General features: G+C 71.0%; 10 protein-coding genes. 4 read left to right on the top strand and 6 right to left on the bottom strand.

What is annotated here, in order from left to right; all coding sequences use genetic code 11:
- Positions 1 to 23: 23 nt before the first annotated feature.
- The 4 genes from BJ972_RS10005 (at position 24) to BJ972_RS09990 (ending at position 4,598) form a co-directional block, all read left to right on the top strand.
- Positions 24 to 608, top strand: coding sequence for a sugar O-acetyltransferase (locus BJ972_RS10005; RefSeq protein WP_129172579.1), 585 nt, complete (start codon positions 24 to 26; stop codon positions 606 to 608).
- Positions 605 to 1,162, top strand: coding sequence for a TetR/AcrR family transcriptional regulator (locus tag BJ972_RS10000; protein WP_129172580.1), 558 nt, complete (start codon positions 605 to 607; stop codon positions 1,160 to 1,162). Before BJ972_RS10005 ends, BJ972_RS10000 begins: the two co-directional genes overlap by 4 nt.
- 331 nt (positions 1,163 to 1,493) lie before the next feature.
- On the top strand, positions 1,494 to 3,131 hold the full coding sequence (locus BJ972_RS09995) for a sensor histidine kinase (RefSeq protein ID WP_129172581.1): 1,638 nt from the start codon (positions 1,494 to 1,496) through the stop codon (positions 3,129 to 3,131).
- A 90-nt stretch (positions 3,132 to 3,221) separates the two neighbouring features.
- The gene (locus tag BJ972_RS09990) at positions 3,222 to 4,598 is read left to right on the top strand and encodes a glycoside hydrolase family 30 protein (RefSeq protein ID WP_129172582.1); all 1,377 of its coding nucleotides are present in this window, start codon (positions 3,222 to 3,224) and stop codon (positions 4,596 to 4,598) included.
- Positions 4,599 to 4,603: 5 nt separating this feature from the next.
- Here the strand turns inward: BJ972_RS09990 and BJ972_RS09985 are convergent, their stop codons facing one another.
- From BJ972_RS09985 to BJ972_RS09960, 6 genes are read right to left on the bottom strand one after another with little or no spacing between them, the layout of a single operon-like run.
- The gene (locus BJ972_RS09985) at positions 4,604 to 7,435 is read right to left on the bottom strand and encodes an FAD-binding and (Fe-S)-binding domain-containing protein (RefSeq protein WP_129172583.1); all 2,832 of its coding nucleotides are present in this window, start codon (positions 7,433 to 7,435) and stop codon (positions 4,604 to 4,606) included.
- The gene (locus BJ972_RS09980; RefSeq protein WP_129172584.1) at positions 7,428 to 8,633 is read right to left on the bottom strand and encodes a hypothetical protein; all 1,206 of its coding nucleotides are present in this window, start codon (positions 8,631 to 8,633) and stop codon (positions 7,428 to 7,430) included. Before BJ972_RS09980 ends, BJ972_RS09985 begins: the two co-directional genes overlap by 8 nt.
- Positions 8,630 to 9,409, bottom strand: a complete 780-nt coding sequence (gene nagB / locus BJ972_RS09975) for a glucosamine-6-phosphate deaminase (protein WP_129172585.1) — start codon at positions 9,407 to 9,409, stop codon at positions 8,630 to 8,632. The genes BJ972_RS09980 and nagB overlap by 4 nt, the downstream gene beginning before the upstream one ends.
- Before the next feature lie 15 nt (positions 9,410 to 9,424).
- Positions 9,425 to 11,041, bottom strand: coding sequence for an ABC transporter ATP-binding protein (locus BJ972_RS09970; protein WP_129172586.1), 1,617 nt, complete (start codon positions 11,039 to 11,041; stop codon positions 9,425 to 9,427).
- Positions 11,038 to 12,171: a serine hydrolase domain-containing protein gene (locus tag BJ972_RS09965; RefSeq protein ID WP_129172587.1), complete on the bottom strand. Its 1,134-nt coding sequence runs from the start codon at positions 12,169 to 12,171 to the stop codon at positions 11,038 to 11,040. Before BJ972_RS09965 ends, BJ972_RS09970 begins: the two co-directional genes overlap by 4 nt.
- The gene (locus BJ972_RS09960) at positions 12,168 to 13,271 is read right to left on the bottom strand and encodes a mandelate racemase/muconate lactonizing enzyme family protein (protein WP_129172588.1); all 1,104 of its coding nucleotides are present in this window, start codon (positions 13,269 to 13,271) and stop codon (positions 12,168 to 12,170) included. Before BJ972_RS09960 ends, BJ972_RS09965 begins: the two co-directional genes overlap by 4 nt.
- Position 13,272 lies beyond the last annotated feature (1 nt).

Here is a 13,272-nt window from a genome sequence, read left to right as displayed (position 1 = left end):
ATATCCAGTGTACGATCGTACACATGGTAACGGACTACTTCGCCGACGACCCTCGAACGAATCGCGAGCGCATGCTCGCGGGCGAGCTCTACATCGCCGACGATCCTGAGAGTGCGCGCGTCGCCCAGCGCGCCCTGCGGCTCACCGACGCTTACAATCGCGCGGTGATCGAGGGGGATGACACGGCGCGCACGCTTCTCGATGAGCTGCTCGGCTCTCTCAGCGCCGATGCATTCGTCAAGCCGCCGCTGTTCGTCGACTACGGCGAGAACATCCACATCGGCGCGCGCACGTTCGTGAACTACAACCTGACGGCGCTCGACGTCGCACGCATCGACATCGGCGAGGACTGCCAGATCGGTCCGAACGTGCAGCTCCTCACTCCTACGCATCCCGTCGAGCCAGGGCCGCGCCGCGACAAGCTCGAAGCGGCCCAGCCGATCTCGATCGGAAACAACGTCTGGCTCGGCGGCGGTGTCATCGTGTGCCCGGGCGTGAGCATCGGCGACGACAGCGTGATCGGTGCGGGCTCGATCGTCACCCGCGACATCCCTGCCGGCGTCGTCGCCGTGGGCAATCCCGCGCGAGTCGTCCGGCACATCCGATGACCGCCGAGGGGTCCACATCGGCGCGCCGAGCCGACCCGCATCGCCGAGACCGGATCGTCGACGCGTGCCTCGACGTCATCGCCGAGGTGGGCGTCGACGGCGCGTCGCACCGCCGTATCGCTGCGTCCGCCGACGTACCCCTGGGGTCGATGACCTATCACTTCGAGGGTATGAGTGAGCTGCTGCACGAGGCATTCAGTCGATTCGCCGACTCGATCGCAGACCGCACCGACCGGCGCATCGAAGCGGCGACGACGGCCGATGAGGCGCGTGACGCCGTGGTCGAGCTGATCACACGAGACATCTTCGCCAACCCGCGCGAGCTCGTGCTGACGCACGAGCTCTACACCCTCGCTGCGCGCGAGCCCGCGTATCGCGACATCACGCATGCGTGGATGCGGCGCAGCCGGACGACGCTCGAGGCCTGGTTCGATCCCGCGACGGCGAGGATGCTCGACGCGCTCATCGAGGGGCTCATCATCCATCGAGCGCTCGACAGCGAGGAGCCCGACGACGCGCTCGTGGGCGAGGCGGTGCGACGCATTCTCGGGTAGTCGGCCCTCGAGTTGGCTGATGCCGGCGACGAAGAGGCGCGTGCCCACTCCCCAGAACGCCCACCACGTACCGAACACGACGATCGGGTCGCCGCCGAAAGCGAGCAACTGCACGGTGCCCGATACGAGGGCGAGCACGATCATCTGAGCCACCACGAGAAGGGAGCGCACACAGGCAATGTCGCGCAACATCTCGGCAACCTCACGAGACGATCGCATGCCGGCACGCGCGCCGCGCGTCAAGGAGCAGCTGATCGCCCAGCGCTCGCGTAATCTGAACGCGATCGTTAGCGGAGCTGCGAACGACGAGAGACTCCGAAAGGGAGTGCGTATGCCGCTTTTCGAATTGGAGTCGTCGGCGCGCGGCCGGAGGCGTGTGTTCGCGCGGGCGCAGCTGCCCTTCTTCATCGGCAACGTCTTCGTCGCCCTCGTGGTCGCTCTCGCCGCGCCCGATTCGTTCGTCGACCCGTTCGTGCTCCTCGGCTTCGCCGTGATCACGGTCGCCACCGCTGCCGCGTGGTTCGTGCCGTGGGAACGGTTCGCGCCCGACTGGCTCATCCTCGTCGCGGTGGCCGACATCGTCGGCGTCGCGCTCATGCGCACGGAACTCCTCGCTGTGCTGCCGTCGGCGAGCATGCTCGCCATCTTCCCCATCCTGTGGCTCGCGTACGGGTTCCGGCGCTGGGCGATCGCCGTGGCCATCGCCGGTGCGCTCTTCATCACGTCGCTCGCCTTCGTGAGCCGGGGCAGCTGGCCGTCGTCGCTTCTCGACTGGGCGAACGTCATCACCTTGCCCGTCATCATCGTCGGCGTTGCGATCGTCGTGAACATCGCCGCCGCTCAGCTGCGCCGCAATCGTCAGCGTCTGATGGATTCGCTCGACGACCGATCGCGAGCACTGCGACAGTCCCAGGACGATGCTCTACTTCAGCGCGCGATCTTCGAGACCGTCAACGCAGGAGTCGCCTTCTACGGCGCAGACAATCGACCCGTGGTCGCGAACAAGCTGGCGCACGACCTGGTCGGTCTCGTGGGCTTCGAGCTCGACCGGCCTCCGTACGCGGGTGACGACGTACTGATGGCCGATCGCGAGACGCCCATTCCGCATGATGAGCAGATCATCCCCCGTTCGCTCCGCGGCGAGGAGATCCGCGATCACGTCGAATGGCTCGGTCCGGTCGATCGCCAGATCGCGATCATGGCGTCGTCGCGCCGAGTGCACCGCGACGACGGCGAACTGCTCGGCACGGTCATCGTGGCCTACGACATCACCGAGCTGGCCGATGCCATCGCGATTCGCGAGGAGTTCCTCTCGACCGTCTCCCACGAGCTGCGGACACCCCTCACCGGCATGGCGGGGTACCTCGAACTGCTCGAGGACTCGATCGACCCCGCCGATGCGGTGAGTGCAGCCCATCTCGGCGTGGTGAGCCGCGCGACCGATCGTCTCGTGGAGCGCGTCGACGAACTTCGAGCCGCGACGACCTCGACAGCTCCTCTCGACCTCTCACCCACGAGTATCGACAGCGTGCTCGATGAGGCCGTCGAGCGGTCGACCCGGGCCGCTGATGAACGCGAGCAGATCCTCGAGGTCGACCACGAGGGCGAGTCGGGTGTGCTCGTGCTCGCCGACGCCCCCAAGCTCGTGCGAGCCATCGATGAGGTCATCGACAACGCGATCAAGTTCAGCCCCCGCGGTTCGATGATCCGCGTCTCGCTCTCGGTGTCGGGGGCGGAGGTCTCGATCACGATCGCCGACGAGGGCCCGGGCATCTCCCGCGGCGAGATGACGCAGGTCTTCGATCGCTTCTATCGCACGGAGTACGCCCGGTCGCATGCGATCCAGGGCTTCGGTCTGGGGCTCGCGCTCGCCAAGGACGTCGTCTCGGCGCACGGGGGCAGGATCGCCATCGAGAGCGAGGAGCGAGTGGGCACGCGAGTGAGGGTGAGCCTGCGTTCTTATCAGTAGTAAGTTCGGGCCGATTCGTAGTATGTTGCGAGTAGCAACAATATGGTCGCCGCGGATGACGCGGGCGCACCGCACTCGATGAGGAGAACGATGAGCACCGCACCCATCTCGTGGATCGTCACGACGACCGACGCGGCCTGGCAGCAGCACGAGCCCGCCACGACGAGCCCGATCACGGGCATGCCCGACGTCTTCGTCGGCGTCGACGACCCGCGCCAGAGCATCGAGGGCTTCGGCGCCTCGTTCAACGAGCTCGGCTGGACGGCGCTCGAACTGCTCGACGACGACGCTCGCGAGGGCGTGCTGCGGAGCTTCTTCGAACCGGATGCCGGCCTCGACCTCACCCTCTGCCGCATGCCGCTCGGCGCCAACGACTTCTCGCGCGACTGGTACTCGTACGACGAGGTCGACGGCGACCTCGCGCTCGAGCACTTCTCGATCGACAACGACCGCGCGACGCTCATCCCGTTCATCCGTGCCGCGAAGCGGTACCAGCCGGAGCTCCGCCTGTGGGCCTCGCCGTGGAGCCCGCCGTCGTGGATGAAGACGAACGGCCACTACGCCGGGGCGCAGCCGCGCCTCGACCAGTCGGTCAAGAACGGGCTGCGCGACGATCAGGTCGGCCACGAGGGCACCGACATGTTCCGTCTCGACGACGACCACCTCGCGGCCTACGCCGCGTATTTCGGCCGCTTCATCGACGCCTACGCCGCCGAGGGCATCGAGATCGGCATGGTCATGCCGCAGAACGAGTTCAACTCGGCGCAGGTCTTCCCGAGCTGCACGTGGACCCCCGAGGGGCTCGCACGGTTCATCGGTCACCTCGCGCCGGAGATGGGGCGCCGCGACGTCGACGTCTTCCTCGGCACGCTCGAACGCCCGAACCCCGACCTCGTGCAGTTCGTCGTGAACGACCCCGTCGCCGGACCGGCCCTCTCGGGCGTCGGCGCGCAGTGGGCGGGTAAGGGCGCGCTCGCCGTCATCCACCACGACAACCCGGCCCTGCGGATCTACCAGACCGAGCAGGAGTGCGGCGACGGTCTGAACGACTGGCGGTACGCGCGTTACGCGTGGACGATCATGAAGCAGTTCTTCTCGAACGGCGCCTCGGCGTACATGTACTGGAACATGGCGCTGCTCGAGGGCGGCGTGAGCCGATGGGGCTGGGCGCAGAACTCGCTCGTCGTCGTCGACCCCGAGACGCGCACCGTGCGCTACACGCACGAGTACCACCTGCTGCGTCACGTCTCGGGCGCGGTCGCGGTGGGCGCGCGGGTGCTGCCGACCGTGAGCTACACGGGCTTCGAGAACCAGCTCGCGTTCGTGAACCCCGACGGCTCGATCGTGCTCGTCGCGCACAACGACCTCGGCCACGAGCAGTCCGTCTCATACCTGCTCGGCGACCGGTTCTTCGAGGCTGTGCTGCCGGCGGATTCGTTCAGCACGTTCGTGATCCCCGCGGTCTGACGCTCCTACACGCGCGCCCGCGTCGCCTCTTCGAGCGCCTCGAGCACATGTCGGTAGGGGCGGCCCGTCGCCTCGGTCATGCCGAGTTCGCACGTGCGGTTCGCCGAGAGGTGCAGGTCGTACTGCTCCGACACGACCTCGGTGGCCTCGCGCGCCGTCGCCGACGCCGTGAGCTCGGGGTGCAGCAGGCCACGATCGCCCGCGTAGGCGCAGCAGCCCCACTCATCGGGGATGTGCACCGACTCGGCGACCGCGGCGGCGATGTCGTCGATCGCCCCGTTGACGCCGAGCGCGGTCGTCGAGCACGTGCGGTGGACGACGGCGGATGACGCCCGCGACGTGACCTCGAGACGATCGAGCATGCGGTCGCGCACGAACTCGGTCGCGTCGACGAAGCGCAGCTCGGGGGCGAGGCCCGCGGCCGATGCGGCGATCGACTGCATCGTCTCGAGGCCTTCGGTGCACGAGGCGGCGTCGCAGACGATCGGCAGTCGCCCGCCGTCGCTCGCGGCGAGCAGGGCCGGAAGCACGCGATCGGTCATCGACCGGTAGCCGTCGAGGAAGCCCTTCGACTTCCACGGGGTTCCGCAGCAGAGCGAGCCGTGACCCTCGGGCACGACGAGCGAGACGCCCGCGCGCTCGGCGAGGCGGAGGAACGCGGCGGTCGCCCCGATTCCGCCCTCCTCGGGGCCGAACATCGTGCCGATGCACGCCGCGAAGAAGACCGCATCGGCCGTCGCCGGGTCGCCGCCCGGCTTCGGACGGGCATGGCCGCCGCCCGGCAGCACGTCGGTGTAGGCCGGCACGACGTCGGCGCCGAGCACGGCGCGACCCACGGTGGTCGCGGCGCGCACGAGGGGAGTGGGAACGGCCTTCGCGATGTCGAGGGCGACCGCACCGACGCGCGTCACGGGAGACCACGCCTTCGCGGCCGCGCCCCAGCCCGCGTTCAGCACGGGGTTGCGGTTCTCGGCGCGCAGCCGCCGCACGAGGTCGCCCGTGTTGATGTCGACGGGGCACGCGATCGCGCACATGCCGTCGACGGCGCACGTCTGCACGCCGTCGTAGTCGTAGTCGTCGCGCAGTTCGGCGGCGAGGGCACGTTCGCCCGCGGCATCCGCCATCGCCATGTCACGACGCAGGCCGATGCGCTGTCGCGGCGTCAGCGTGAGGTCCTTGCTCGGGCACGTTGGCTCGCAGTAGCCGCACTCGACGCAGCGGTCGACCTCGGCCTCGACGGTGGGCACGAGCTTGAGGTCGCTGAGGTAGGCGCGATCGTCGTCGGTGAGCACGACGCCGGGGTTCAGGATGCCGGTCGGATCGCACAGCCGCTTGACGGCCCGCATGATGTCGTACAGTTCGTCGCCGTACTGCCGACGCACGAACGAGGCCATGATGCGACCCGTGCCGTGCTCGGCTTTGAGCGACCCGCCGAGCCCCAGCACGAGGTCGACGAGGTCGGCGGTGAAGCGCTCGTAGCGCGCGAGGAGCGCCGGGTCCTCGAAGCGCTCGTTGAGCAGGAAGTGCACGTTGCCGTCCTTGGCGTGCCCGAAGATGACGGAGCCCTCGTAGCCGTGCTCGGCGAACAGCTCGATGAGGCGCTCGCACGCGGGCAGCAGCCGGTCGACGGGCACGACGATGTCTTCGAGCAGGGCGGTCGTGCCTGACGGGCGGGCTCCCGCGACGGCGGTGTAGAGCCCCTTCCGCACGTGCCAGAGCGCGGCGCGGCGATCGGCATCGGATGTCAGTTCGGGCGCACTCGCGAGCGGGAGCGCCGCGAACAGATCGTGCGTCGCCGCGATGCGCTCGGCGAGGGCGTCGGCGCTCGCCGCGTGGAACTCGACGAGGAGCGCGGCGTGGTCGGCGATCGTGATGTCGCGGATCTCGGTCGGCGCATCGGCGGCCGCTTGGGCGACTCGCAGCGACGCGGCATCCATGAGCTCGATCGTCGCGAGGCCGGCGTCGACGAGGGCCGGCAGCGCGCCCGTCGCGTCGGAGAGCGTCGGGAAGACGAGGAGTCCCGTCGCGACCGCGGGCAGCACCTCGACCGTGTCGAACGTCGCCTCGGCGACGAACGCGAGCGTGCCCTCGCTGCCGACGACGAGGTGGGTCAGGATGTCGAGGGGCTCGCTGAAGTCGAGCAGGGCGTTGATGCCGTAGCCCATCGTGTTCTTCATCGAGAACTGGCGCCGCACGACGTCGACCTGCGTCGGGTCGGCGAGGAGGCGCTCGCGGAGGGCGAGGAGCCCGTCGTGCAGGTCGGGCTCTGCCGCGGCAAATCGCTCGCGAGCATCGGGCTGAGCGGTGTCGATCACGGTTCCGCTCGGCAGCACGAGCACCATCGAGCGGATCGTGCGGTACGTGTTCTGCTCGATGCCGCACGCCATGCCGCTCGAGTTGTTCGCGACGACGCCGCCGATCGTGCACGCGATCTCGCTCGCCGGGTCGGGCCCGAGCTTCCGTCCGTGCCGACCGAGTCGCGCGTTGACCTGGCGCACCGTCGCGCCCGGCTGCACGCGCACCGTGCGCCCCTCGGGGCCGATGTCGATGCGGCGGAACGCGGAGCGGGTGTCGACGAGCACGCCGTCGGTGACGCCCTGGCCCGAGAGGCTCGTGCCGCCCGACCGGAACGTGATCGGCAGCCCCGCCTGCTGGGCGGCGGCGAAGACGCGTGCGACGCCCGCCGCGTCCTGCGGGGTGACGACGGCGCGCGGCACGAGCCGGTAGTGCGACGCATCGTGCGAGAGCGCGAACCGGTCGAGGGCGCGTGTCGAGACGCGCGTGGCCTCGCCGAGGATCGCGGCGTCGAGCACGGGCAGGGTGGCGGCCTCAGGCATGGTCTCCTCGGGGGCTGTCGGGTGAGCCGGTCGACGCGGGCGAGCCGGTCGACGCGGGCGAGCGGCGGATGACGGCGAAGAGCGCTCCGAGCACGGCGCAGCCGACACCCGCGAGGGCGAAGACGAGGGGAGCGCTCGGTGCCCCGCTCACGAACAGCGCACCGAGGGGGATGACGGCCCCGCCGACGGCACCGGCCGCGACGAGCACCCCGATGAGGCGCGACGCGTCGGCCGGGTCGGCGCGGTCGAGGGCCGACCCGATGAGCAGCGAGTACAGGGGAGCGATCGCGACGACGGCGACCATCGCGCCGGCGAGGGCCGCGAGCGGGGCATCGGTGCGGAGCAGCGCGGCGGCGACGAGGGCCAGGGCGGCGAGAGCAGCGAGAACCGCACCGAGCACCGTCGCGGTGACTCCGCGCGCGAGAGCGAGCCAGCCGAGCAACCGGCCGACCGTCATGAGAGACCAGAACACGGTCGTGCCGAGGGCCGCCGTGCTCGCGTCGAGCTCGAGGGCCTCGGCGGGGATCACGGCCGACCAGCCGGAGAAGATCGTCTCGACGCCCACCGTGACGACGAGGGCGACGCCGACGATCACGATCGTCGAGCGGTGACGCGGGGCCGGGCCGGACACGCGGCGACCGTCATCCGTCACGGGTGCGACCCGGGGCAGACCGATCGCGAGCAGCACCGCGGTGATCGCGTGCGCCGCACCGACGACGCCGAGGGCGACGGCGGGCGAGGCCGCGACGGCGAACGGCAGGGTCGCGGCGACGATGGCGACCGCAGCGGTGAGCGCGGCGAGCGGAGTCGTCGCCGACCCCGTCGCCTGCTGCTTCGCGGCGAGACTGCCCGCAGCCTCCGAGAGTCCGAAGCCGACGCCCGCGACGACGGCGAAGAGGATGACGAGGCCGGCGCTTCCCGCGAGCAGCACGCCCACGACGCCGACGGCCTGGGCGGCGCTGCCGAGCGCGAGCACGCGCGCCGTCGCGAACCGGGTGAGGAGCACGCGCGACGAGAGCACGCCGACGAGGAGCCCCGCGAAGAGCCCCGACGGCGCGATGGCGAGATCGGCGTCGAGCGCCGCGGCGAGGGCGGGAAGCGCTGAGGGGATGCTCGCGGCCGTCGCTCCGAGCCCCGCGAACGCCGCGAGCAGGAGCACCCCGGCGCGCCGGCTGCCCACCGCGGTGCCGGTCGTCATCGATCCTCGACGGCGGGTTTCAACCGGTAGGTCTCGCGGTAGTAGTCGCCGAGTTCGAGGTGCGATGCGGCGTCGTCGTCGATGACGAGCGTGACGTTCGGGTGCAGCTGCAGGGCGGAGGCCGGCCAACGGGCCGATACGGGGCCCTCGGCGGCCTGACGGATCGCCTCGGCCTTCGCCTCGCCGCGCGCGACGAGCACGAGGTGCTGCGCGTCGAGGATCGTTCCGATGCCCTGCGTGAGGCAGTGGGTCGGCACGTCGGCGACGTCGTCGAAGAAGCGCGCGTTCGCCTCGCGGGTCGCTCGCGTGAGGGTCTTGACCCGGGTGCGCGAGGCGAGGGATGACGACGGCTCGTTGAAGCCGATGTGCCCGTTCGCGCCGATGCCGAGGATCTGCACGTCGATGCCGCCCGCGTGACGGATCGCGGCCTCGTACTCGGCGCACGCGAGCTCGAGGTCGTCGGCCCGGCCGTCGGGGACGCGCACGAACGCGGGGTTCATGCCGAGCCGCTCGACGACCTCGCGGCGGATGACGGCGGCATAGCTCTCGGGGTGATCGGCGGGGATGCCCACGTACTCGTCGAGGGCGAACGCGCGCGTGCGCGAGAGGTCGAGGTCGCCCGCGGCGATCATCCGCTCGAGCGCCGCGTAGACGCCGAGGGGCGACGATCCCGTCGCGACGCCGAGCACGCCGGGGGAGGCGGCGCGCAGGTCGTCGGCGACGAGGCGAGCGGCCACGGCGTCGACGTCGTGGCTCGGAAGGATGATGAGCTCCATGTCGTCCTCTCGGGGTCAGACGGCGAGACCGGCGCCGGGGATCGCGGCGAGCAGCTCGCGCGTGTACTCGTCGCGGGGAGCATCGAAGATCTCGGCCGGGGTGCCGCTCTCGACGATGCGACCGGCGCGCATGACGTGCACGACGTGGGAGATCATCTTGACGACCGCGAGGTCGTGGCTGATGAAGAGGTAGCTGAGGCCGAGCTCGCGCTGCAGCTCGGCGAGCAGGTCGAGGATCTGCGCCTGCACGAGCACGTCGAGCGCCGAGACCGCTTCGTCGAGCACGACGAGATCGGGCGAGAGCGCGAGGGCACGGGCGATCGCGACGCGCTGACGCTGACCGCCCGAGAGCTCGTGCGGCAGACGGTCGGCGAGTTCCGCGGGCAGGGCGACGCGATCGAGCAGATCGAACATGCGGCGTCGGCGGTCGTCACGGCTGCCGACGCGGTGCACGCGCAGCGGCTCGACGATCGACTCCTCGACGGTGTAGCGCGGGTCGAGCGAGGCGAACGGGTTCTGGAACACCGGCTGCACGGTGCGACGGAAGGCGAGGAGCTCCCGGCCCTTCAGCGTCGCGACGTCCTTGCCCTGCATGACGACGCGCCCCTCGGACGGCGTCTCGAGGCCGAGCATGAGCTTGGCGGTCGTCGACTTGCCCGAGCCCGACTCGCCGACGACGGCGACGGTGCGGCCGCGGGGGATCGAGAACGACACGTCGCGCGCGGCCCAGAAATCGTCGCCGCCGCGCATGCGGTACTTCTTGCCGAGCCCCTCGAGGCGTGCGAGTTCCGCCGGCCCCTCGCCGGTGCCGGGCTCGATGCGCTCGGTGATCGTCGCCGTCGTGAGGCTCGGGGCCGCGGCGAGCAACTGCTTCGTGTACTCGTGCTGCGGCGCCGAGAGCAACTGCTGGGCGGGGCCCTGCTCGACGATGTCGCCGCGGAACATCACGACGACGCGGTCGGCGCGCTCGGCGGCGAGGGCGAGATCGTGGGTGATGAGCACGACGGCCGTGCCGAGTTCGGCTGTGAGCGTGTCGAGCTGATCGAGGATGCGGCGCTGCACCGTGACGTCGAGGGCACTCGTCGGTTCGTCGGCGATGAGCAGGGCGGGGCGGCACGCGAGACCCATCGCGATGAGGGCGCGCTGGCGCATTCCGCCCGAGAACTCGTGCGGGTACTGCTCGAAGCGACGCTCGGGCTCGGGGATGCCGACGAGTTCGAGCAGCTCGATGACCTGCTTGTGCGCGTCGGCTCCGCGCGCACGGCCGTGCACCTCGAGCGCCTCCTGGATCTGACGTCCGACGCGGTGCACGGGGTTGAGGTTCGACATCGGGTCCTGCGGCACGAAGCCGATGACCGACCCGCGCAGCTCGATCATCTGACGCTCGGTCGCGCGCACGAGATCGCGGCCGTCGAACTCGATCTCGCCGCCCGAGATGCGCCCGTTGGCGGCGAGCAGTCGGTTGATGCTCGACGCGATCGTCGACTTGCCCGATCCCGACTCGCCCACGATCGCGACGGTCTCGCCCGCCGCGACGTCGAACGACACGCCTTTCACCGCTTCGACGGGGCCGGAGCCCGTGTCGAACGTGACGCGGAGCTCGCGAACGCTGAGGAGAGGGGTGCTGGTCATGGGGTCATCTCCGAAGGGTCGACGGCCGCGCGGGTCGCGGCAGAGAGAAGGAGTTCGGTCGGTGCGAGTCGGTCGCGCGTCGGCGCCGATCGCCCGTGCAGTCGATTGGCGGCGAGGGCGAGAGCAAGAGGTTCGTACACTTCGTCCGCGGGAGCGAACGCGAGGGCGGTGCCCGTGAATCCGGGGTGCCCCCACAGGGTGCGCGTGGGGTGGATGACGCCCGCGGGGTAGTACCGGAAGCCGAGCGCCTGAGCCGGGTCGGCCGAGACGGCGAGGAACCGGTCGCGCGTCGCGCGGCTCCAGAGCCCGTGCTCGCCGGGATCGGCGGCGAGGGCGCGGCCGAGCGTGAGCATGTCGTCGACGGTCGCGAACCAGCCCGCGTGGCCGGCGGGTCCGCCGACGGCGTGGAACGCGTTGCCGTCGTTCACGGCGCCGCGCAGCGTCTCCGTGCGCCACGTGAATCCCTCGACGCCGAAGGGCACGGGGTAGGGCACCCCGTCCTCGACCATCGAGCGTTCGATCGCGTCGCCGTCGGCGCTCGCCGCAGCGTGGGCGGCCTCCGTCGTCGGGCCGGGTGTGACGCCCGTGAGCCCGAGCGGCCCCAGCACCTCGCGGCGCACGACGTCGGCGAAGGGGGCTCCGCCGGCCCGGGCGACAAGGGCGCCGAGCACGAGGAATCCGAGGTCGGAGTACACGCGAGCCGTATCGGCGGCGGCCTCGGATGCGCGCGCGAGCACGGCACCGATCGGGTCATCGGCCGCGGCCGGATCGAGGTAGAGCGGCCACCACGGCGCGAGTCCGCCGCGGTGCTCGAGGAGCTGACGCACCGTGCGGTCGGCGATCGGGCCGTCGCCGAGCAGCTCGCCGACTGTGGAGTCGAGCGAGATCGCCCCGGCGTCGACGAGGCGGAGGAGGGCGGTCGTCGTCAGGAGCTTGCTGACCGATGCGAGGTCGTGAACGGTCGCCCGCGTCATCCGCTCGCCCGTCGCGAGGTCGGCGCTGCCGACCGCCGCGGCTCCGATGGATTCGCCGATCGAGAGCGCGACGACCGCTCCGGGCGGCGGGTGCGGCGCGTCGATCGTCGTGAGCGCCGTCGCCGCGGCCGTCGCGCGTGCGTCGAGGTTCGTCATGCGGCGCTCCCGTCCGCGAGGGGTGCGGCGAGGCCGCGGATGCCGAGCCCGGCGCCCGTCGAGAGCACGATCGAGCCGCCGTCGTACCGGATGCCGCCGTCGACGGGGGAGGCGGCGACCCACGCTCCCGCGTCGAGGTCGTGCACGGCGTCCGCATCGAGTGCGGCTGCGACCGCGGCCGAGGTGCCGACGCCGACGGTCGACTCGAGCATGCTGCCGACGATGATGCCCATGCCCGCGGCGCGTGCCGCGCGAGCCAGGTCGAGTGCGGCCACGGGCCCGCCGCACTTGGCCAGTTTGATGTTCACGGCGTCGGCCGCGCGCCGCTCGACGATGTCGTGCAGATCACTCGTCGTCCACACCGATTCGTCGGCGAGGATCGGCGTCGAGACGGCGGACGTGACGAAGGCGAGGGCGGCGAGATCGCGTGCCGGGGTCGGCTGCTCGACGAACTCGAGGTCGACGCCGGCCTCCTCCCACGCGCGGATGACGCGGATCGCGTCGCTCGCCGTCCAGCCCTGGTTGGCGTCGACGCGCAGTCGCACGTCGGACCCGATCTCGCGGCGGACGGCGATGACCGCGTCGCGATCGGCATCGGCGTCGAGGCCGACCTTGATCTTGAGGGCGGGGAACGCGGCGCCCGCACGGGCGTCGGCGAGCAGCGACTCGACAGGGCCCGCGGCGAGTGTCAGGTCGGTCGAGATGCGAGTGGTTTCGGGTGCCGCACCGAGGAACCGGGCGAGCGTCGCTCCCGAGAGGCGAGCGGCGAGATCGACGACGGCCGATTCGACGGCCGAGCGTGCTGCCGCGTTGCCGACGACGGCGTCGATGATGCGTTCCGACGCGGCATCCGTGTCGAGCGGGTCGAGACCGAGCACGGCGTCGCCGAGCGGGCCGCGCACGACGGCGTCGACGCTCGCCGCGCTCTCGCCCGTCACGCGCCAGCTGGTCGGCGCCTCACCCCACCCCGTGACGCCGTCGGAATCGGTGACGGAGACGAGCACCGTGTCGAGCGTCGTCGCCCGCCGCCGAGCCGTCACGAACGGCCGCACGAGCGGGAGGCTCGTCCGGTGCACGGAGATCTCGGCGATGCGCGTCATC

It is taken from the genome of Agromyces atrinae, from assembly GCF_013407835.1.
Lineage (GTDB): Bacteria > Actinomycetota > Actinomycetes > Actinomycetales > Microbacteriaceae > Agromyces > Agromyces atrinae.
This window is presented reverse-complemented; position numbering and strand designations above follow the sequence as displayed.